This window comes from Corynebacterium argentoratense, assembly GCF_021491455.1.
GTDB classification, from domain to species: Bacteria; Actinomycetota; Actinomycetes; order Mycobacteriales; family Mycobacteriaceae; genus Corynebacterium; species Corynebacterium argentoratense_A.
This window is the reverse complement of the sequence record NZ_JAKETN010000004.1, coordinates 136,556-155,668: the sequence shown is the minus strand read 5'-3', so window position 1 is coordinate 155,668 and position 19,113 is coordinate 136,556. Positions and strand designations below refer to the sequence as shown.

The 19,113-nt window shown below is 61.1% G+C and carries 20 protein-coding genes and 2 tRNA genes; 13 read left to right on the top strand and 9 right to left on the bottom strand.

The window, feature by feature from the left end:
- Nucleotides 1–19: 19 nt before the first annotated feature.
- Nucleotides 20–484 (top strand): ribose-5-phosphate isomerase, encoded by a 465-nt coding sequence (locus tag L1C91_RS06695; protein WP_021012031.1) that lies wholly within the window; start codon nucleotides 20–22, stop codon nucleotides 482–484.
- Between the two features lie 98 nt (nucleotides 485–582).
- On the opposite strand, the gene L1C91_RS06690 is transcribed toward L1C91_RS06695, so the two are convergent.
- Nucleotides 583–804 carry a hypothetical protein gene (locus tag L1C91_RS06690; RefSeq protein WP_234858578.1) on the bottom strand — a complete coding sequence of 74 codons (222 nt, stop codon included), beginning with the start codon at nucleotides 802–804 and terminating at the stop codon, nucleotides 583–585.
- Between the two features lie 140 nt (nucleotides 805–944).
- On the opposite strand from L1C91_RS06690, the gene L1C91_RS06685 reads away from it, so the two are divergent.
- The 6 genes from L1C91_RS06685 to clpX all read left to right on the top strand — a co-directional run bounded on the left by L1C91_RS06685 (nucleotide 945) and on the right by clpX (nucleotide 5,362).
- Nucleotides 945–1,019 (top strand) — tRNA-Gly (locus L1C91_RS06685).
- A gap of 158 nt (nucleotides 1,020–1,177) precedes the next feature.
- A tRNA-Pro gene (locus tag L1C91_RS06680) sits at nucleotides 1,178–1,251 on the top strand.
- A 76-nt stretch (nucleotides 1,252–1,327) separates the two neighbouring features.
- Nucleotides 1,328–2,674 (top strand): trigger factor, encoded by a 1,347-nt coding sequence (tig, locus tag L1C91_RS06675; RefSeq protein WP_234858577.1) that lies wholly within the window; start codon nucleotides 1,328–1,330, stop codon nucleotides 2,672–2,674.
- 138 nt (nucleotides 2,675–2,812) lie between these two features.
- Nucleotides 2,813–3,373 (top strand): ATP-dependent Clp protease proteolytic subunit, encoded by a 561-nt coding sequence (locus L1C91_RS06670; protein WP_234858576.1) that lies wholly within the window; start codon nucleotides 2,813–2,815, stop codon nucleotides 3,371–3,373.
- 30 nt (nucleotides 3,374–3,403) lie between these two features.
- On the top strand, nucleotides 3,404–4,033 hold the full coding sequence (locus tag L1C91_RS06665) for an ATP-dependent Clp protease proteolytic subunit (RefSeq protein ID WP_234858575.1): 630 nt from the start codon (nucleotides 3,404–3,406) through the stop codon (nucleotides 4,031–4,033).
- 93 nt (nucleotides 4,034–4,126) lie between these two features.
- Entirely contained in the window at nucleotides 4,127–5,362 is a 1,236-nt protein-coding gene (gene clpX / locus L1C91_RS06660; protein WP_234858574.1) for an ATP-dependent Clp protease ATP-binding subunit ClpX, read from the top strand.
- On the opposite strand, the gene L1C91_RS06655 is transcribed toward clpX, so the two are convergent.
- The gene (locus L1C91_RS06655; protein WP_234858573.1) at nucleotides 5,359–6,117 is read right to left on the bottom strand and encodes a TetR/AcrR family transcriptional regulator; all 759 of its coding nucleotides are present in this window, start codon (nucleotides 6,115–6,117) and stop codon (nucleotides 5,359–5,361) included. The two genes, clpX and L1C91_RS06655, sit on opposite strands and share 4 nt — an antisense overlap.
- 140 nt (nucleotides 6,118–6,257) lie before the next feature.
- On the opposite strand from L1C91_RS06655, the gene L1C91_RS06650 reads away from it, so the two are divergent.
- On the top strand, nucleotides 6,258–7,235 hold the full coding sequence (locus L1C91_RS06650; protein WP_234858572.1) for a malate dehydrogenase: 978 nt from the start codon (nucleotides 6,258–6,260) through the stop codon (nucleotides 7,233–7,235).
- On the opposite strand, the gene L1C91_RS06645 is transcribed toward L1C91_RS06650, so the two are convergent.
- Complete coding sequence (locus L1C91_RS06645) at nucleotides 7,228–7,692, bottom strand: hypothetical protein (RefSeq protein WP_234858571.1); 465 nt, start codon at nucleotides 7,690–7,692, stop codon at nucleotides 7,228–7,230. The genes L1C91_RS06650 and L1C91_RS06645 overlap by 8 nt on opposite strands.
- On the opposite strand from L1C91_RS06645, the gene L1C91_RS06640 reads away from it, so the two are divergent.
- From L1C91_RS06640 to ndk, 5 genes are read left to right on the top strand one after another with little or no spacing between them, the layout of a single operon-like run.
- On the top strand, nucleotides 7,672–7,854 hold the full coding sequence (locus L1C91_RS06640; RefSeq protein WP_234858570.1) for a hypothetical protein: 183 nt from the start codon (nucleotides 7,672–7,674) through the stop codon (nucleotides 7,852–7,854). The two genes, L1C91_RS06645 and L1C91_RS06640, sit on opposite strands and share 21 nt — an antisense overlap.
- Before the next feature lie 15 nt (nucleotides 7,855–7,869).
- A complete protein-coding gene (locus L1C91_RS06635; protein WP_234858569.1) occupies nucleotides 7,870–10,485 on the top strand; it encodes a valine--tRNA ligase in 2,616 nt (871 codons plus the stop codon).
- The gene (gene folC / locus L1C91_RS06630) at nucleotides 10,486–11,940 is read left to right on the top strand and encodes a bifunctional tetrahydrofolate synthase/dihydrofolate synthase (protein WP_419178719.1); all 1,455 of its coding nucleotides are present in this window, start codon (nucleotides 10,486–10,488) and stop codon (nucleotides 11,938–11,940) included.
- On the top strand, nucleotides 11,937–12,344 hold the full coding sequence (locus L1C91_RS06625) for a DUF4233 domain-containing protein (RefSeq protein WP_041747096.1): 408 nt from the start codon (nucleotides 11,937–11,939) through the stop codon (nucleotides 12,342–12,344). The genes folC and L1C91_RS06625 overlap by 4 nt, the downstream gene beginning before the upstream one ends.
- An 18-nt stretch (nucleotides 12,345–12,362) precedes the next feature.
- Nucleotides 12,363–12,773, top strand: coding sequence for a nucleoside-diphosphate kinase (gene ndk / locus L1C91_RS06620; protein ID WP_021012019.1), 411 nt, complete (start codon nucleotides 12,363–12,365; stop codon nucleotides 12,771–12,773).
- A 9-nt stretch (nucleotides 12,774–12,782) separates the two neighbouring features.
- Here the strand turns inward: ndk and L1C91_RS06615 are convergent, their stop codons facing one another.
- From L1C91_RS06615 to L1C91_RS06585, 6 genes are read right to left on the bottom strand one after another with little or no spacing between them, the layout of a single operon-like run.
- On the bottom strand, nucleotides 12,783–13,607 hold the full coding sequence (locus L1C91_RS06615; RefSeq protein ID WP_234858568.1) for an HNH endonuclease signature motif containing protein: 825 nt from the start codon (nucleotides 13,605–13,607) through the stop codon (nucleotides 12,783–12,785).
- Complete coding sequence (locus tag L1C91_RS06610) at nucleotides 13,601–15,268, bottom strand: ABC transporter permease subunit (RefSeq protein ID WP_234858567.1); 1,668 nt, start codon at nucleotides 15,266–15,268, stop codon at nucleotides 13,601–13,603. The genes L1C91_RS06615 and L1C91_RS06610 overlap by 7 nt, the downstream gene beginning before the upstream one ends.
- Nucleotides 15,268–16,713 (bottom strand): ABC transporter substrate-binding protein, encoded by a 1,446-nt coding sequence (locus L1C91_RS06605; protein WP_268836550.1) that lies wholly within the window; start codon nucleotides 16,711–16,713, stop codon nucleotides 15,268–15,270. Before L1C91_RS06605 ends, L1C91_RS06610 begins: the two co-directional genes overlap by 1 nt.
- Nucleotides 16,714–16,724: 11 nt before the next feature.
- Nucleotides 16,725–17,894 carry an MFS transporter gene (locus tag L1C91_RS06595; RefSeq protein ID WP_234858565.1) on the bottom strand — a complete coding sequence of 390 codons (1,170 nt, stop codon included), beginning with the start codon at nucleotides 17,892–17,894 and terminating at the stop codon, nucleotides 16,725–16,727.
- Nucleotides 17,894–18,556, bottom strand: coding sequence for an ABC transporter ATP-binding protein (locus L1C91_RS06590; RefSeq protein WP_234858564.1), 663 nt, complete (start codon nucleotides 18,554–18,556; stop codon nucleotides 17,894–17,896). The genes L1C91_RS06595 and L1C91_RS06590 overlap by 1 nt, the downstream gene beginning before the upstream one ends.
- A complete protein-coding gene (locus L1C91_RS06585; protein ID WP_278762896.1) occupies nucleotides 18,553–19,110 on the bottom strand; it encodes an ATP-binding cassette domain-containing protein in 558 nt (185 codons plus the stop codon). The genes L1C91_RS06590 and L1C91_RS06585 overlap by 4 nt, the downstream gene beginning before the upstream one ends.
- Nucleotides 19,111–19,113: the final 3 nt, after the last annotated feature.

Genomic DNA, 19,113 nt, shown 5'->3' with positions numbered 1-19,113 from the left:
ACGCTGTTACTTTGGTGGCATGCGTATTTACCTTGGAGCGGACCACGCTGGGTTCGAGACGAAAAATGTTATTGCCCGCCACCTGGAGGCCAAGGGCCACGAGGTTATCGACTGTGGGGCGCACGAATACGACGCCCTGGATGACTACCCTGCCTTTTGTATCGATGCTGCTCAGCGGGTAGTTGCCGACCCGGGTTCTTTGGGTATCGTCTTGGGTGGCTCCGGTAACGGCGAGCAGATCGCAGCGAACAAGGTCAAGGGTGCGCGTTGTGCGCTGGCGTGGTCGACTGAGACCGCAAAGCTTGCGCGTGAACACAACAATGCACAGCTCATCGGCATCGGTGGTCGCATGCATTCCGAGGAAGAAGCGCTTGCGATCGTGGATGCTTTCATCGAGCAGCCGTGGAGTGAAGAGGAGCGCCACCAGCGCCGCATTGATATTTTGTCGGAGTACGAGCGCACCGGGGTTGCTCCCGAAAAGTAAGGCTAAAAAGCGTTGGCGCACACCGGTGATGGTGTGCGCCAACGCTTTTTCTCTGCCGTGGCAGGGGTCAAAGGGACTGTTGAACGTTCGGGGTGGTTTTAGGCTTCGGACTCTACAGACGCTTGGCGGCTGTTAATCCACTCGTTTACTTCTGCGGAGTCCCAGAGGGTTAATCCGTTGAACTTGCAAGCGGGCTTGGGGGCACGTCCACGGCCCGCGTAGCTGGTGAAAGTACCTCGTGCAGTGCCGGATTTCTTGGCGCATACGGTGGCAGTCCAAAGCTCGCGACCTGACTTCGCGTCAATAATCATTGGTTCCATACCTTTACGGTACAGCAAAAATCGTTAAGTATCAGGTTTGTTACCGGATGGTTATCTTTCGTTTGCTGATTGTCTGCGCCTTGTGTTAATCTTTGGCGGCTGACACAGGCGGCCTTCGGGCAAGCCTGATCGTCGCTGATGGGAACGTCGTATAGTGGCTAATACCTCAGCCTTCCAAGCTGAAGACGCGGGTTCGATTCCCGTCGTTCCCTCCAAAAATTCTCTAAGCGCGGCATCGTTAAAAACGGTGCCGCGCTTTTTGTTGTGTCTCAACATTCAGCCTTTCTGACCTGTGTTTTTTTGACGGTGTGGGCCTTAAAGGGACCCCGTTGTGCGCGGAGTGTTTGAGTGCCGCTACACTATTGGAACACCCCGGGATATGGCGCAGTTTGGTAGCGCACCTGCTTTGGGAGCAGGGGGTCGCAGGTTCAAATCCTGTTATCCCGACTAGATGGGTTCTGGCGTCAGCGCCAGGCCCGTTGCTTTGTCCCCGCAATCTAGATACACCCCAGGAGAGTGACTCGTGAAGAGTTCTGTCGAGAAGCTGAGCGATACGCGCGTCAAAGTCAGCGTCGAAATTCCGATTGACGAATTGAAGCCGGAAATCGACCAGGCCTACGCCGCGCTTGCCCAGCAGGTGCAGATCCCTGGCTTCCGCAGGGGCAAAGCTCCCCGTCAGCTGATCGAGGCCCGTTTCGGTCGCGGCGCCGTCATGGAGCAGGTCGTCAACGACACCCTCAGCAACCGCTACGGCCAGCTGCTCGACGAGCACGAGCTCAAGGTTGTTTCCCAGCCGGAAATCGACCTCACCAAGGTTGACCCGAACAGCGGTGTTGACTTCAACTTCGAAGTTGACGTTCGCCCCGAGTTCGAGGTTCCTTCCTTCGATGACGTCGCGGTTGAGGTTCCCGCACTCGAGGTTTCCGATGAAGACGTCGAAGAGGCACTGAACTCCCTGCGCCAGCGCTTCGGCTCCCTCAAGGAAGTTGAGCGCGCCGCAGCCAAGGACGACTTCGTTGTCATGGACCTGGCAGCCACCGTCGATGGCGAACCCCTCGAGGAGGCCAGCGCTGAGGGCATGTCCCACCAGGTCGGCCAGGACGAGCTTATCGAAGGCCTGGACGAGGCCGTGGTCGGCCTGTCTGCTGGCGAGTCCGCAACCTTCACCACCACCGTCCCCGGCGGCGAGCACGAAGGTAAAGAAGCTGAAGTGACCGTCACCGTCACCACCGTTAAGGAGCGCGAGCTCCCCGAGGCCGACGACGAGTTCGCACAGACCGCTTCCGAGTTCGACACCATCGAAGAGCTCCGCAACGATCTCCGCGACAACGTTGCAGAGCAGAAGAAGAGCGAGCAGGCTGTCGCCATCCGCGACGCCGTCCTCGACGATGTTCTCGGTAAGACCGAGTTCCCGCTGCCCGAGACTATGGTTGACGAGCAGGTCCAGGCCCAGGTTCAACAGCTGCTGGCCCAGGTTGGCGGCAACGAAGAGCTGCTCAACACCCTCCTCGAGGCCCAGGGGACTTCCCGCGAGAAGTTTGAGGCCGATGCACGCGAATCCGCTGAGAAGGCCGTCCGCACCCAGCTCTTCCTCGACTCCCTGTCCGAGATCGAGAAGCCCGAGGTCAGCCAGCAGGATCTCTCCGATCACCTGATGTTCACTGCCCAGACCTACGGCATGGACCCCAACCAGCTCGCAGCCCAGCTGCAGCAGTCCGGTCAGATCGCCAACCTCTTCGCAGAGGTTCGCCGCGGCAAGGCCCTCGCAGCTGCAATCTGCAAGGTTGCCGTCACCGACTCCAAGGGCGAGAAGGTCGACCCCGCCGAGTACTTCGGTGAGGACACCGCAGAAGAAGAATCTGCAGAATAATACAGCTTTTTAAGAGGCCCGGCACCCCCGTCACACTGGTGGGAGCTGGGCCTCTACGCTGTGAGCGAACTTTTCACCTTTTCCCCTAGCTCCCGGGTAGTGTGGGCTGCGTATAAAACGACGAAAGGTCTTAAATCAATGTCTGATGGCATGAACCTCAGCGACTCTGTCTACCAGCGTCTGCTGAAAGAACGCATTATCTTCCTCGGTACCGACGTTAACGACGAGATCGCCAACAAACTGTGCGCTCAGATCCTGCTGCTCAGTGCTGAAGATCCCACGCGCGACATCAGCCTGTACATCAACAGCCCCGGAGGCTCCGTCACCGCAGGCATGGCGATTTACGACACCATGGTGTACTCGCCCTGCGATATCGCAACCTATGGCATGGGCTTGGCAGCCTCCATGGGCCAGTTCCTGCTGACCGCTGGCACCAAGGGCAAGCGCTACGCACTGCCGCACGCCCGTATCATGATGCACCAGCCCTCCGCAGGTGTCGGCGGCACCGCCGCAGACATCGCCATCCAGGCCGAGCAGTTCGCCCACACCAAGCGCGAAATGGCGGAACTTATCGCCCAGCACACGGGCCAGTCCGTCGAGCAGATCACCAAAGACTCCGACCGTGACCGCTGGTTTACTGCAGAGCAAGCCAAAGAATACGGCTTCGTCGACCACGTGATCACCCACGCCAAGAAGTAGCCTGCCGGCCTGAAATAAGGAAGTTAAGACATGAACACACCCAAGGTGCCCGAGGCGCGCTACATCCTCCCGTCCTTCGTGGAGCACTCCGCCTACGGCGCGAAAGAATCCAACCCCTACAACAAGCTGTTTGAAGAGCGCATCATCTTCCTGGGCACCCAGGTAGACGACGCCTCCGCCAACGACATCATGGCGCAGCTTCTGGTGCTGGAAGGTCAGGATCCTGACCGCGACATCACCATGTACATCAATAGCCCCGGTGGTTCCTTTACCTCCCTGATGGCTATCTACGACACCATGCAGTATGTTCGTTGTGACGTCCAGACCGTTTGCCTCGGGCAGGCTGCCTCCGCCGCAGCCGTCATCCTCGCGGCAGGCACCCCCGGTAAGCGCGCCGCCCTGCCCAACGCTCGCGTGCTCATCCACCAGCCCGCCACCGGTGGTGTCCAGGGCCAGGTGTCCGACCTGGAGATCCAGGCCGCTGAGATCGAGCGCATGCGTACCCTGATGGATGAAACGCTGGCCCGCCACACCGGGCGCACCGCCGAACAGGTCCGCAAAGATACTGACCGCGACAAGATCCTCACCGCAGCCGAAGCCGTCGAGTACGGCATCATCGACCAGGTCTTCGACTACCGCAAGCTTAGCGCCAACGCTTAAAATCTCACACAACATGGAGGGCGCGGCCATCGCCGCGCCCTCCATGTTGTGCATTAGAGTGAACACGAACAAACCCACGTCGAGAAAGAACTCATGGCACGCATTCAAGAATCCTCGGACCTGCTCAAGTGCTCATTCTGTGGCAAGAGTCAAAAGCAGGTGAAAAAGCTCATCGCCGGCGGTGGTGTTTACATCTGCGACGAATGCATCGCACTATGCAATGAGATCATCGAAGAGGAACTCGCAGCCTCCGAACAGACCACAGACGCTGGCCCCAAGCTGCCCCGACCGAAACAAATCACCGAGTTCCTCGACGGATACGTCATTGGTCAAGACGACGCCAAACGAACCCTCGCCGTGGCGGTGTACAACCACTACAAGCGCGTTCTACGCGAGCGGAAAAACGATGACGTCGAGATTGCCAAATCTAACATTTTGATGCTCGGCCCCACAGGCTCCGGGAAAACCTACCTCGCGCAAACCCTGGCTCGACTGCTGGACGTGCCTTTCGCGATTGCTGACGCCACGTCGCTCACCGAAGCAGGATACGTTGGCGAAGACGTCGAAAACATCCTTCTTCGCCTCCTGCAGGCTGCCGACTTTGACGTCGAGCGGGCACAACGCGGCATCATTTATATCGATGAGGTCGACAAGATCGCCCGCAAATCCGAAAACCCCTCGATTACCCGCGACGTCTCTGGCGAAGGCGTGCAGCAAGCTCTGCTGAAAATTCTCGAAGGCACCGTCGCATCGGTTCCTCCGCAGGGTGGCCGCAAGCACCCCAACCAAGAGTTCATCAACCTCGACACCTCCAACATCTTGTTTATTGTTGCGGGCGCCTTCGCAGGCCTGGAAAAAGTCGTCGAACAGCGCCGGGGCAAGAAGTCCCTGGGGTTCGGTAATGAAATTTCCACCAAGGCCACCAACGATGACCTCTACAGCGAAGTCCAACCTGAGGACCTCGTGAAGTTCGGCCTCATCCCGGAATTCATTGGCCGCCTTCCCATCGTCGCAACCGTCACCCAACTCGACGTCGATAGTTTGATCAAGGTTCTTACCGAGCCCAAGAACTCCCTCGTGCGCCAATACACCCGACTGTTCGAGATGGATGATGTGGAGCTCATCTTCGAAGACGACGCACTAGTGGCCATCGCTGAAAAAGCCCTCGAACGCAATACCGGCGCGCGAGGACTTCGGGCGATCATGGAGGAAATTTTGCTGCCCCTGATGTACGACATTCCCGACCGGGAAGACCTCACCAAGGTCCGCATCACTGCCGCAGCAGTCCGCGGCGAATCCGAACCGGAATTCGAGCAGACAGCCGCCTAGGATTCGTCGTAGATGCTGGAATCCCGATCCGCGTGGTTTTCCTGCACCAGGTAGCTCATTGCCCCATGCGGCTGCATGTTGGACGTGAGGAAGCTTAGAACAGCGTCCACAACCAGCCGCTTCATCCCCGCGGTGTTGTCCTCGGAGCGCAAATCCGTGGCGTACAGGTTCGCGAACGTCGCCGGGTTAGTGACCCTAAACATCGACATCGACGAGATGATCGCGTACACATCCAGAGCCGAGACACCTGGGCGGAACGCCCCAGAATCCTGGCCAAGCATCAGGATCTTGTCGAGCTGCAGCAGGATCGACGACTGGTCAGCAAGGGGAGTGGCATTTTTCATATTTGCGTGACCGAAGAGGTTTTCCAATACCACCATGCGCACAGCCATCGGGTGGGAGGCCATCTGGTCAACGATCGCTTCAACAACCTTCACGACAGCATCCACGGGTACCGTGCTGTCCAACTCCATGGCTTGCGGAAGAGGACGGAGCAGTTTGATTGCCAACTGCAATGCGCGGACGTAAAGGCCCTGTTTATCGCCGAAATAGTAGTGGATCATCCGCTTCGAAATGGCGGATTCTTGTGCGATGGTATCCAGGCGAGTTTCGTCGTAACCATAGCGCGCGAAGTGCTCTAGGGCGACCGCGGTGGCGATGTCTTCAGACTGGTTGTTGTTCGGGGCGAAATCCAGGTCGTCGGTCACTCGAGCGAATCCTTCCACGGTCGTCAAACGGGCAATGCTTGTAACCATGTTGCCTGAAAAAACCGCGCAAGTGTAGCCCGCCTGACGCAAATGGGGGTGAAGGTCAAAACCGTCCGCACAGCCGACCCACGGCGCAACGGCTAGCATTGCGGATGAAAGACTTTAATGTTCTACGCGAAAGGGTCTCAATGACTTCCCCCAAGAAGGTTGCCGTCACCGGCGCAGCCGGCCAAATTGCCTACTCCCTGCTGTGGCGCATCGCCAACGGCGACGTCTACGGTAAGGACACCCCGGTTGAGCTCAACCTCCTGGAGATCACCCCAGCACTAGGCGCCACCGAAGGCGTGGCAATGGAGCTACTGGACTCCGCATTCCCACTGGTGTCCAAGATCACCATCACCGACAAGGCGGAGGAAGCCTTCGACGGCGCATCCGCAGCTTTCCTCGTCGGCGCCAAGCCTCGTGGAGCTGGCGAAGAACGCTCCGCTCTCCTGGCTGCCAACGGTAAGATCTTTGGCCCCCAGGGTAAGGCCCTCAACGACCACGCTGCAGACGACGTTCGCGTGCTGGTTGTGGGCAACCCGGCCAACACCAACGCCCTGATTACCCGCGCACACGCCCAGGACATTCCCGCAGAGCGATTCACCGCGATGATGCGCCTTGACCACAACCGCTCCATCTCCCAACTGGGCACCAAGCTCGGCAAGTCCTCCGCTGACTTCCGCAACATGGTCGTCTGGGGCAACCACTCCGCCACCCAGTTCCCGGACATCTCCTACGCCACCATCGGTGGCCAGAATGTCTCCGACCTGGTGGACCAGCAGTGGTACCTGGAGGAATTCGTTCCTCGCGTCGCAAAGCGTGGCGCGGAGATCATCGAGGTTCGCGGCAAGTCTTCCGCAGCATCGGCTGCTTCCTCCGCCATCGACCACATGCGCGACTGGGTTCAGGGCAGCGAGAACTGGTGCTCCGCAGCGGTTGTGTCTGATGGTTCCTACGGCGTGCCTGAAGGCCTCGTCTTCGGCTTCCCGACCGTTTCCCGCAACGGCAAGTGGGAAATCGTCCAGGGCCTCGAGCTGACCGACTTCCAGCGTGAGCGCATCGCCGCTAACGTCGCAGAACTCGAGTCCGAGCGCGACGCTGTCAAGGCCGCAGGCCTCATTTAATTACGCGCCCTATGGCCCCGGCTGTGTCCAACAGCAGCCGGGCCAGGGCCCTGTGCCTACCGGGGGGAATTGTTTCCGCGTCGCCGGGGATCGTCAGGCTATACCGGTGCGTCGAGCTCGTAATGGGGCACGATAGCCCGGCAATGTGGGGGACAAAAATCTCGTGGCCGCACCAGCCATGCGCATCCAGTTCATCGAGCATCCGCCACAACCTACTGCGCGCTTGAGTGACATTCCAGGTCGCCGGCAGATTATCGCAGATGTAGTTGATCTCCGCTTCCCTGCGCGAGCGTCCGAAACCCGCCAGTAACGCCATCCCGGCGTAGGAATTGGCCAGCCGTTTGTATTCGCCGACACACTCGTCATCGCCGCAAACCAAGACCTCATGGTCCCACCCCACCACAACCACCAACGCGTCGAAGTCACCCGCGACGTCATGAAGAAATACGAACAACACCTGCGCACCCAAGCTGACGGCAGCGCCTGGGTTAGCGGCTGCGGCGCCTGGTACATCGACAAACGCACCAACACCCTCACCGCGCTATGGCCCGGATACGCCTACGAGTTCCGCGCAGAAATAGCCGACATCGACCAGGCAGATTTCCACACAGACCGCTAGCACTATGATGGTCGTATGAATTTGCCGAAGTCGTGGGAACCAGCCGCCGTTGAATCCGAACTCTACGAACACTGGGTAGACAAGGGCTACTTCACAGCAGACCCGACGTCTAAGAAACCGGCGTTTTCCATCGTCCTGCCGCCACCCAACGTCACCGGCCAACTGCACATGGGGCACGCGCTCGACCACACCCTCATGGACGCAATCGCACGCCGCAAACGCATGCAAGGCTTCGAAGTGCTCTGGCTGCCGGGCATGGACCACGCTGGCATCGCCACCCAAACCAAGGTGGAAGCCCAGCTCAAAGAAACCGAAGGCAAAGACCGCTTCGACTACGAGCGCGAAGAATTCGTCGAAAAAGTCTGGGAATGGAAACGCGAATACGGCGGCAAGATCGGCCGACAAATGCGCGCCATCGGTGACTCCGTCGACTGGTCCCGCGAACGCTTCACCATGGACGAAGGGCTATCTCGCGCCGTCCAAACCATCTTCAAAAACCTCTACGACCAGGGGATGATCTACCGCGCCAACCGCCTGGTCAACTGGTCGCCCGTCCTGGAAACCGCAGTGTCGGACATTGAGGTCGTCTACAAAGACGTCGAAGGCGAACTAGTCTCCATCCGCTACGGCTCCCTCGACGACAACGAACCACATGTCATCGTCGCAACCACGCGTGTGGAAACAATGCTTGGTGACGTCGCGGTGGCTGTTCACCCCGATGACGAACGCTACGCAGATCTGGTCGGCACCACCCTCGATCACCCGTTCCTGCCCGAACGCAAGATGATCGTTGTCGCTGATGACTACGTCGACCCCGAGTTTGGCACCGGCGCCGTGAAGATCACCCCCGCGCACGACCCCAACGACTACGCCCTCGGTGTGCGCCACAACCTCGACATGCCCACCGTCATGGACTCCAAGGGCCGCATTAGTGGCACCGGCACCCAGTTCGACGGCATGGACCGCTTCGAAGCGCGCGTGAAGATCCGCGAAGCACTCGCCGAACAGGGGCGTGTCGTCGCCGAAAAGCGACCCTACGTGCACTCCGTGGGCCACTCCGAGCGCTCCGGGGAACCCATCGAACCACGCCTATCCCTGCAGTGGTTCGTCAAGGTCGAACAGCTAGCGAAAATGGCCGGTGACGCTATCCGCGAAGGCGACACCACCATCCACCCGAAGAGCGCCGAACCCCGCTACTTCGAATGGGTCGATGACATGCACGACTGGTGCATCTCCCGCCAACTGTGGTGGGGCCACCGCATCCCCATCTTCTACGGCCCCGACGGCGACATTGTCTGCGTCGGACCCGACGAACAAGCCCCCGAAGGCTACGAACAAGACCCGGACGTCCTCGACACCTGGTTCAGCTCTGCACTGTGGCCATTTTCCACCATGGGCTGGCCCGACAGCACCCCAGAACTGGACAAGTTCTACCCGACCTCCGTGCTGGTCACCGCCTACGACATTCTGTTCTTCTGGGTTGCCCGCATGATGATGTTCGGCACCTTCGCAGCCACCCTGCCCGACAACAAGCTCGGCAGCAACGTGCCCTTCACCGACCTCTACCTCCACGGCCTGGTTCGCGACGAGCACGGTCGCAAGATGAGCAAGTCCCTCGGCAACGGCATCGACCCCATGGACTGGGTTCGCGACTATGGTGCAGACGCCCTGCGCTTCACCCTTGCCCGCGGCGCAAACCCCGGCGTTGACCTACCCGTTGGTGAAGACTCCGCACAATCGTCCAGAAACTTCGCCACCAAACTGTTCAACGCCACCAAATTTGCGCTCATGAACGGCGCACGCGTCGACGCACTGCCCCCGCGCGAAGAACTCACCGACGCCGACCGCTGGATCCTCGACCGCTTGGAAGAAGTCCGCGGCCAAGTCGATACCTACCTCGACAACTACCAATTCGCCAAGGCCAACGAAGCCCTCTACCAGTTCACCTGGGGCGAACTGTGCGACTGGTACCTCGAGATCGCAAAGTCCCAGCGCGGCGAACACACAAAGATTGTCCTGGGCCGCAGCCTCGACGTTGTCCTCCGCCTGCTGCACCCCGTCATGCCTTTCGTCACCGAAGTGCTCTGGAAGGAACTGGCCGGCGGCGACACCCTCTGCACAGCCGCATGGCCCACCGCCGAAGACACCAACGGCGGTGCCGCAATCGATGACGTCGCCCGTCGACGCATCGCAGACCAAGAAAAACTCATCACCGAAATTCGCCGCTTCCGCTCCGACCAAGGTGTCAAACCCTCCCAAAAAGTTCCCGCACGCATCGACTTTGCTGCAGTCGACCTCAGCGAACAAGAAGACGCCGTGCGCAGCCTAGCGCGAGTCGACGCACCCGCAGAAACCTTCGCGGCGTCAGCAAGCATCGAAGTACGCCTGAGCCAAGGCACCGTCGTCGTCGAACTGGACACCTCCGGCGCCGTCGACAAAGACGCCGAACGCAAACGCCTCGAAAAAGACCTCGCGGCGGCACAGAAAGAACTCGACACCACCGCCAAGAAGCTCGCCAACGAAGCCTTCCTGGCGAAGGCACCCGAAGCCGTCGTTCAGAAAATCCGCAACCGCCAACAGGTCGCTCAAGAAGAATGCGCACGCATTACCGCGCGACTGGAGGAACTCTAAGTGGACCCCGAGCTACGCGATGGCGGACTGAGCCTCAACCTCGAAGGGCCAGTAGAACAGCCCGCACCGCTAGACATCACCCCCGCGGATCTCGCGGCCCTCGCCGAGGTCGAAGCTGAGCTAGACACCCGCTGGCCGGAAACCAAGATCGACCCGACCCTGGACCGCATGGAACTGCTCATGGACCTCCTGGGCAACCCGGAGCGATCCTTCCCCGCGATCCACGTGGCCGGCACCAACGGCAAAACCTCCACCGTGCGGATGATCGAATCCCTCATGCGGGCATTCTCCCGCCGCACCGGCCGCACCACCAGCCCCCACCTGCAGCTGGCAACCGAACGGATCGCGATTGACGGCCGGCCCATCCACCCCCGTGACTACGTGCGGATCTGGCGCGAAATCCAACCCTATGTAGAGATGGTGGATGCGCGCAGCGATGTGCCCATGAGCAAATTCGAAGTGCTCACCGCCATGGCCTACGCCGCGTTCGCTGACGCACCCGTCGATGTTGCGGTGGTCGAGGTTGGCATGGGTGGGCGTTGGGATGCCACCAACGTGATCAACTCCGACGTGGCGGTGGTGATGCCCGTTGGGTTGGACCACACCGACTATTTGGGCGACACCATTGAGCAGATCGCGGGGGAGAAAGCTGGCATTATCAAATCCCGTTGGGACAGCGACGACCTACTCACCCCACCGGATAATGTTGCGATTGTTGCGGAGCAAACCCCCGAAGCACTGCGCGTGATCTTGGAACGTGCCGTCAGTGTTGACGCCGCGGTGGCCCGCTACGGGCAGGAATTCGGCGTAGTCGCCTCCGGGGTTGCTGTTGGGGGACAACAAGTTACTCTTCGGGGTCTCGCCGGTGAATACACCGACATTTTCCTGCCCTTGTCTGGCGAACACCAGGCAGCGAACGCCGCGTGTGCGTTGGCTGCGGTGGAGGCCTTCTTCGGTGCAGGGGCGGGGCGCCCGCTGGATGTTGAGCTAGTGCGCCAAGGTTTCGCCCAGGTGCAGTCACCTGGCCGACTCGAGCGCGTCCGTTCCGCACCCACCGTCTTTATTGACGCAACCCACAACCCCCATGGTGCGAAGGCCCTCGCCAAAGCCATCGGCAGGGACTTTTCCTTCCGCCGCCTTATCGGCGTGGTCGGTGTGCTCGGCGACAAAGACGCCCGTGGCATCCTCACAGCTCTCGAGCCAGTCTTCGACGAGGTCATCTGCACCCAAACCCACTCACCTCGAGCACTAGAAGCAGAAGCTTTAGCCGAATACGCGGTAGAAATCTTCGGTGACGAACGCGTCCATGTTGCCGACGCACTACCCAACGCAATCGCCTTGGCAGTCGACCTAGCCGAAGAAGGCGAACAGGTCTCCGGATCCGGAGTGATCATCACCGGGTCTGTCGTGACCGCAGGCGAAGCCCGCACCCTGTTTGGAAAGGAACCCGCATGAGCGTAGGACCCCTAGGCCCCGGACACGCCCCAGCCAAAGATCCCATGAAAGGCCTGCGCGGCGTCATGGCTGGAACACTCGTCATGGAATCCATCTCCATGCTGCTCGTTTTGACCGTCATCGCCAAGGTCGACGGCGGAGCCCACTGGACCACCTTCAACTGGGTGTTCGTCACCGCAGTAGGCGTTGCCATGTTCCTCTGGGCCTTCATGCAGAAACGCCCCGGCGCGTTGAGCATCAACCTTATGCTCAATGTCATCGCCGTCGGCGGAGGATTGTTCGTTCACTACTCAATGGTGATCATGGCGCTCATTTTCATCGCCGTGTGGATGTACATCCTGGTGCTGCGCAAGAACCTTCTGGAACGGATGAAACGCGGCCTGCTCACAACCCAACACACCTAAGACTGTAGGATTGTGGGCATGACTGAACGTACTCTGATTCTGATCAAGCCCGATGGTGTTGCACGTGGACTGGTGGGGGAGATCATCGCCCGCATCGAACGCAAAGGCCTGAAGCTCACCGCAATGGACCTGCGCGTCGCTGACGAAGCAACCGCAAAGGCTCACTACGCAGAGCACGAAGACAAGCCCTTCTTCGGCGAGCTCGTTGACTTCATCACCTCCGCTCCGCTGGTTGCAGGCGTCGTTGAAGGCCCTCGCGCCATCGAGGCATGGCGTCAGCTCGCTGGCGGCACCGATCCGGTCGCCAAGGCCACACCTGGCACCATCCGTGGCGACTTCGCCCTCGAGGTTGCTGAAAACGTCGTCCACGGCTCCGATTCCCCGGAGTCCGCAGAGCGCGAGATCGGCATCTGGTTCCCCAACCTGTAGGAAGGGGCTTTACTCGCGCCGTGCGGCCGGGTGATTGTTTGGCTGGGGTTGTCCTCGGGACACCCACACTTTATTGGGGGCACGCGCAACGTTATTGTTGTGCGTGACGCGCGCATGGTGGGTGGGGCACAACAACGCTAGATTGTCTAGGTTGGTGTCCCCACCATGCTCCCACCGGATGATGTGGTGGGCTTGGCACTGATGGGCGGGGACATGACAACCGGGGTACATGCACACGGGGTGTTCTAACCACAGGGCCATGCGCTGGAATGCGCTGGCGAGTCGTTTGGTGCGACCCAAAGCCAGCACTTCGAACGTGACGGGGTGGTGGATCGCCAGGAAAGCATGCTCTGGGTCGATCAGCTCCATTACTTCTTTAGCCGTGAGCGTTATGCCTGTGTTTGTGGGGTAGCGGCGCTGCGCATCCGGTATGCACAACTGCTCGGAAGTAACCGAGACAACGAGAGACGCGGAGGCCTGCCCACCGCTAGCGCTGCCACAAACATGTGCGAGTGCATCAGCGAGGCGTTGGGCGTGCGTCCGGTGGTCGTCTTTGCCAGTCGGCGCAGTGTGGTTGTTGAGCGTGGTCGTGACGATCGCCGCTTGATGCGCAGGCAGGTAGCCGCTCAGCCGGACACCACCTTGATGGTCCTGGGCACTGAAACGCAGAGCACGTTTGTGGTGGTTGGGTTTTGTGCCGACCTGTGAGTTGATGGCGTTGAGCCTTACTTCGAGCGGGCGGCTAAGGCTGGCGGCCAGCGTTATGTGGAGTGCGGTTTGGTACGTGATGATCGTGGTGCCGGCGGGTTTGGCAGCTCGTTTTCTTCCTAGCATTTGAGGCGGGTGTCGGTGGCCAGTGCCGCCGCCACCCCCAACAAAATCAGCAGCAGGGTGGGGGCTGCCATCATCCACGGTGCCCTCTCCGCATAGCGGATCGACTCCGACAACACCACGCCCCACTCGGGGGAATCATGGGGCGCACTCAAGCCCAAAAAGCCGAGGCCGGCGAGAGCAAGCGCATTGTGTGCGATCCTGCTGGTCGCATGACGCGCCACCGCAGGCACCACAGTGGGCAGTAGGTGTACGCGAACGAGGCGGCCCAGTCCCGCCCCGCTCAAAGCTGCCCACTGGTAGTACCCGGTGTTGCGTGCTTCGGCCGCCACAGATGCTGCATGTGCGGCAAGGGGGATCCATCCGACTAGTACGACGGCGCCGGCTGCGGTCCACAAGGAACCTCCGAATACGCCAGCCAACACCAGCCCAATGAGCACGGCAGGTAGGGCGTTGAGGGTGTCGCCGACCTGTGCCGCCCATCTGCCGGTCAGACCAAGCACGAGGCCGACGATGGCGCACACGAAGGTCACTGCTGTGGCTGTGCCGATGGTGTAGATCGCCCCGTGTGCCAGGCGGGCTAGTAGGTCGCGGCCTAGTTGGTCGGTGCCGAGCCAGTGGGCTGCGCTGGGCGCGAGTAGGCGGTCGGTGGGCGCAATGTGCACTTCGGTGCGTAGGCCTGCGAGCAGTAACACTAGCGGCGTCATTGTGAGGATAAAAGGTACGAGACCTTTGGGTTTGTCGTGTCCTAGGCTGCTGCCGAAGCCTGCGCCGCGCAGTGGGCGAAGGATCACGTAGCGCAGCAGTGCAGCAACCGCTCCGGAGGCAATGCCGATACCTACTGCGGTGAGTACCACGACCTGAAGCACGGGTAGGTCTTGGTCGACGGCGGCGCCCAGTGCTGTGCGGCCGAATCCGGGGATGTTGAAGATTGATTCGACGAACACTGTCGATGCGATGGTGCCGGCGAAAAAGAGGACGATCAGCGGCGCCAGGGTGCCTAGGGCGCGGGTGGCGAGTGCGGTGGTGATGTGACGCGGCGTCACACCGTTGATGCGCCAGGAACGCACCCATTCTTCTTGCCCGATGTTGTCGATGGTGATCAGCAGGACGCGCCCCAGCAGGCCAGCAGACGGCAGCGCTAGGGCGAGGATCGGTAGCCAGGACACGCCGCTCACAGGGGCGATGCGTAGGCGGAGGGCGAAGGTCACCAGCAGCACCACTGCCAGCACAAATTCGGGGATGGAGCCCAGCACCGCCATGGCTGTGATGTCGGATGCGCGCGAAGGGCGCCCAGTTGTGACGCTGCGGATCCGTGGCCAAGCAAGGGCGAACGCCAATGCGGTAGCCAATATTGTTGATGACGCCGCGAGGGTTACGGATGTGCCTAGACCCGACCATGCAACGGATGTGGCACTGCGAGTGGGGTTGATCCAGGAGGTGCCGAAGTTGCCGCTCAGTGTTGCGCTGATCGACTGCCAGGGGGTGGTCGGCAGGTCGAGGGTGGTGCGTAGGTTGTCGAGGACGTCCGGGTCGGGGGCGCGTTCGGCTTCGCGTGCGCGGAACACCGCCATGGCGGGGTCGCGGTCGGCGATCCACGGCAGTAGTGCTGTGATGATACTTGTGATCAGCAGCAGTACCGCCGCGGTGAGGGCCTTCTTCATTAGCGGTGGGTGTCGACGGTGATCAGGCGGCGTTCGAAGGGATCTTTGCTGAGGTCGTTGACGTGATTAACAGCGTTGATGGAGTATTCGTGTGCCAGGGGGATGACGGCGTTGGCTGCGACGATGTCTGCACCGATGCGTGCGGCTTCTTCGAAGCGTTGCTCGACGTCGGAGATGGAGCTTGCTTTGTCGATGGCTGCGTCGATGGTTGCGTCGCAGAAGCGGGAGAGGTTGTAGGAGCCGTCGCAGCTGTAGTCGGAGGCGAGGAAGCTGACGGGGTCTGCGGCGCCGAGTTGGTAGTTGCGGGAGCCGATGACGGCGTCGAATTCTCCGTCGAGGAGGGCTTTTTCGAGGGAGTTGTAGTCGGTGACGGTGATGTCGACGTTGAAGCCTGCGGCGCGGAGTTGTTCTGCAATGACGGATGCTACTTCGCCGAGTTCGGGGCGTTCGGTCCAGGTGGCGAGGCGGATGGTGGTGCCGTTGGGGTCGGCGGCGTCGGTGGTGGTGTTGGCGGATTTAACTGCCCAGTTGGCTTCGGTGGAGAAGATGGAGCCGTTGGCTTTGCCTGCGTGGTTTTCGTAGATGGTGGTGACGATGTCGTTGGGGTTGACGGCTTTGGCTGCGGCTGCGCGGAGTTTGGGGTCGGTGAAGGGGCCGCGTGCGCTGTTGAGGTGTAGGTAGACGCCGCGAGGAAGGGGAGTTGATTGCAGTTCGGCGTCGCCGAGGGAGGACAGTTGGGCGATGGGGACGGCTTGTGCCATTGCTACTTCGCCGGCGCGGATGGCGTTGGTGCGGGCGGGACCGTCGGGGATGAAGTCGACGGTGAGGGTGTCGAGTTTGGGGGTGCCGTCCCAGTATTTTTCGTTTTTGTGGGTGGTGGCTTCGGTGGTGGTGACGCTGTCGAGGACGTAGGGGCCGGTGGCGGTGCCGACGATGGTGGGATTGGCGGGGTCTTTGTAGGCGGCTTGGGCGAGGATGATGGTGCCGGAGTCAGCGAAGCGTTGCGGCAGGATGGGGTCGGGTTTTTCGCTGGTTACTTTGACGGTGTGTTCGTCGACGGCTTCGAAGCTGAGGGGGGTTTTGCCGAGGCCTTTGGGTCGTGACGCCGCGTCCCATGCGGCTTGTAGGGAGCGGACGACGGCTTCAGCGTTGACGGGGGTGCCGTCGTGGAAGGTGGCGTCGTCGCGGAGGGTGAATACCACGGTGGAGTCGTCGGGGCGGGTGAAGGATTGCGCGAGCCAGGGTTGTGCGACGCCGTTGTCGTCGAGGCCGACGAGGGTTTCGCCGACGCCGATGCGGGTGGTCATGAGTGCATCGTCGGAGAAGGGGGAGAGGGACGCGACGGGTTCGAAGGGGAGGGCGATGGCGAGGGTGTTGTTGTCGGTAGGGGTGCTGGTGCAGGCGGTGAGGAGGAGCGCGAGTGCTGCGAGGGCACGTTTGGTCATTGTTGTTCCTTCTATGGTTGGTTGTTTGCAGTGATTTTAGCTAAGGCGATGGCGGAGCACCCTAATGTGGCGGCGAGGAATAACCACGGCAAGTAGGCCGCGGGGTAGTCCAGGAGGTATCCGACGACGGCGGATCCGATGAGTACTGCGCCGCCGCCGAAGGAGTTGAGGAACCCGTAGTAGGCGCCGAGTTGTTGTTCGCCGGCGAGTTTTCCGACGATGTCTCGGGCGAGGGGGATAGCGAGCATTTGTCCGGTGTGTAGGAGGGTAAGCATGGTGAGCGCGGGGAGGTATGACCCCGTGTGCCAGGCGGCGAGGGTGGCGAATCCGAGTGCTTGTAGGGCGAATCCTGTGGTGATGGCGGTGCGGTGCCCGAGGCGTCTGCCGAGTCGTGCGATGGGTATTTGGAGGGCGAGGACCAGGATGCTGGAGTAGACGAACATCCACCCGAGGGCGTCTGCGCTGCCGGTGGCTCGGCGGAGTTCGGCGGGTAGGGCGAGGTATTGCTGGTTGTAGGCGACGAGCCCTGTTGAGTAGGCGAGGGCGAACCAGAGGAATGTGCGATTGCGTAAGACGGTGCCGAATCCGAGGGTTTGTTGTCGCTGCGTGCGTACCGGGGGGATGACGAGGAGGTGAGAGAAGAAGAGGAAGGCGAAGATTCCGGCTGCTATGAAGCAGGCGATGTTGAATCCTTGGTTGATGACTACGGCGCCGAGGAGGGGGCCGGTGAGTGCGCCGATTTTGGAGAAGAAAGCGTCGAGGGCGAAAAGTTCGGAGCGGGTCATGCCGCCGTGTTCTTCGATGCAGCGGCCGATTTCGGCGAAGGCTGCTTCGGCCGCGGGGGAAAACAGTGCGGCGGCGAAGCCGATGAGCACCACGGAGAGGGTGAGCATCTCAATGTTGTGGGATAGGCCGGCTGCGATGAATCCGATGACGCGGATGGCTATGCCGGTGAGTAGGACGGGCTTGACACCGAAGCGGTCGGTGAGGCCTCCGCCGATGAAGAACAGTCCTTGTTGGCTGAAGGCGCGCAGGCCGAGGACGATACCGACGATGGCTCCGGTGGCGGCCAGGGACTCGGTCATGTAGTTCGCGAGGAAGGGCACGACGAGGTAGAAGCCGACGTTGAACAGCATTTGTGTGACGAGCAGCAGTTGGGTGGCTGCGGGCAGGCTGCGCATCAGGGGAATTCTCCGAGCGTGCGGGCTGCGTGGATGAGTTCGGCGGCCGCGGCGTCATCAGTTAAGGGACCGGTTGATTGTTGGGCGATGTGTCCTTGGTCCATGACGATCCAGCGGTTGCAGAGCGTGTTGATGGCGGACAGGTCGTGGGTGACTAGCACGAGGGTGGTGTTGGTAAAGGTGTCGAGGGCGAGGTGTTTGGTGTGGGCGTCGAGGGCGCTGAGGGCTTCGTCGGCGTAGATGATGTCTGGGTCGGTGATGAGGGTGCGGGCGATGGCGACGCGTTGGCGTTGGCCGCCGGATAGTTCGCGGGGGCTGCGGTCGGCGAGGGCTGGGTCGAGGTCGAGGGTGCGCAGGAGGTTGTCGACGGATGGCGGTTCGATGCGGTTGATGCGGGCGGGTTCGATGATGACGTCGCGGACGCTCAGGTGGGGGTTGAGGCTGGCGTCGATGTCTTGGGGGATGTAGCTGAATCTGCCGCGGGTGCGTACGGTGCCGGTGGTGGGGGTGAGGGCGCCCATCATGAGCCGCATGAGGGTGGTTTTGCCGGAGCCGGAGGGGCCGATGATGCCGAGGCGGTCGCCGGGATGGATGTTGAGGGTGGCGTCGTGGATGATGTTGCGGTAGCTGACGCAGTTGAGCTGTACGAGTGGATTGTTCATGGGAGTTGGAGGTGTGTGTCGCATAGCGCGTTGGCGGCGCCCTGGTGGTGGGTGAGGAACAGTAGGGTTTTGTCGATGTTGCGCAGGCAGTTGATGATGTCGACGATGGCGATGGGGTCGAGGGCGGAGGTGATTTCATCGGCGATGAGGATGTCGGGGTTGGTGGCGAGGGCGAAGGCGATGGCTGCGCGTTGGCGTTGTCCGCCGGAGAGTTCGAGGGGGTAGCGGTGCCAGAGTGTGGGGTCGAGGCCTACGTCGCCGAGGGTGTGTGGGTCGCCGATGAGTGCGATTTGTTTGTCGACGCGCATGAGTGGGTTGAGTGCCCCGAACGCGTCTTGGGAGACGAATCCGACTCGCCCGTCGACGTGTATGCGTGTGGCTTCGACGCGGGCGGTGTCGGGGAGGAAGCCTCCGATGAGGGCTGCAAGGGTGGATTTTCCGGATCCGGACGGCCCCATGACGGCGACGCGTTGCCCGCGCGCGATGCTCAGGTGTTGGACGGTGAGCACGCGCTGGGCGCCGTAGCTGACCGCGACGTCATCGAGGACGATCATGGG

Coding starts and splice junctions, on each gene's coding strand:
- L1C91_RS06695 (WP_021012031.1), top strand. CDS start 20: ATGCGTATTTACCTTGGAGCGGACCACGCTGGGTTCGAGACGAAAAAT.
- L1C91_RS06690 (WP_234858578.1), bottom strand. CDS start 804: ATGGAACCAATGATTATTGACGCGAAGTCAGGTCGCGAGCTTTGGACT.
- L1C91_RS06670 (WP_234858576.1), top strand. CDS start 2,813: ATGTCTGATGGCATGAACCTCAGCGACTCTGTCTACCAGCGTCTGCTG.
- L1C91_RS06665 (WP_234858575.1), top strand. CDS start 3,404: ATGAACACACCCAAGGTGCCCGAGGCGCGCTACATCCTCCCGTCCTTC.
- clpX (WP_234858574.1), top strand. CDS start 4,127: ATGGCACGCATTCAAGAATCCTCGGACCTGCTCAAGTGCTCATTCTGT.
- L1C91_RS06655 (WP_234858573.1), bottom strand. CDS start 6,117: ATGGTTACAAGCATTGCCCGTTTGACGACCGTGGAAGGATTCGCTCGA.
- L1C91_RS06650 (WP_234858572.1), top strand. CDS start 6,258: ATGACTTCCCCCAAGAAGGTTGCCGTCACCGGCGCAGCCGGCCAAATT.
- L1C91_RS06640 (WP_234858570.1), top strand. CDS start 7,672: ATGAAGAAATACGAACAACACCTGCGCACCCAAGCTGACGGCAGCGCC.
- L1C91_RS06635 (WP_234858569.1), top strand. CDS start 7,870: ATGAATTTGCCGAAGTCGTGGGAACCAGCCGCCGTTGAATCCGAACTC.
- L1C91_RS06625 (WP_041747096.1), top strand. CDS start 11,937: ATGAGCGTAGGACCCCTAGGCCCCGGACACGCCCCAGCCAAAGATCCC.
- ndk (WP_021012019.1), top strand. CDS start 12,363: ATGACTGAACGTACTCTGATTCTGATCAAGCCCGATGGTGTTGCACGT.
- L1C91_RS06615 (WP_234858568.1), bottom strand. CDS start 13,607: ATGCTAGGAAGAAAACGAGCTGCCAAACCCGCCGGCACCACGATCATC.
- L1C91_RS06610 (WP_234858567.1), bottom strand. CDS start 15,268: ATGAAGAAGGCCCTCACCGCGGCGGTACTGCTGCTGATCACAAGTATC.
- L1C91_RS06605 (WP_268836550.1), bottom strand. CDS start 16,713: ATGACCAAACGTGCCCTCGCAGCACTCGCGCTCCTCCTCACCGCCTGC.
- L1C91_RS06595 (WP_234858565.1), bottom strand. CDS start 17,894: ATGCGCAGCCTGCCCGCAGCCACCCAACTGCTGCTCGTCACACAAATG.
- L1C91_RS06590 (WP_234858564.1), bottom strand. CDS start 18,556: ATGAACAATCCACTCGTACAGCTCAACTGCGTCAGCTACCGCAACATC.
- L1C91_RS06585 (WP_278762896.1), bottom strand. CDS start 19,110: ATGATCGTCCTCGATGACGTCGCGGTCAGCTACGGCGCCCAGCGCGTG.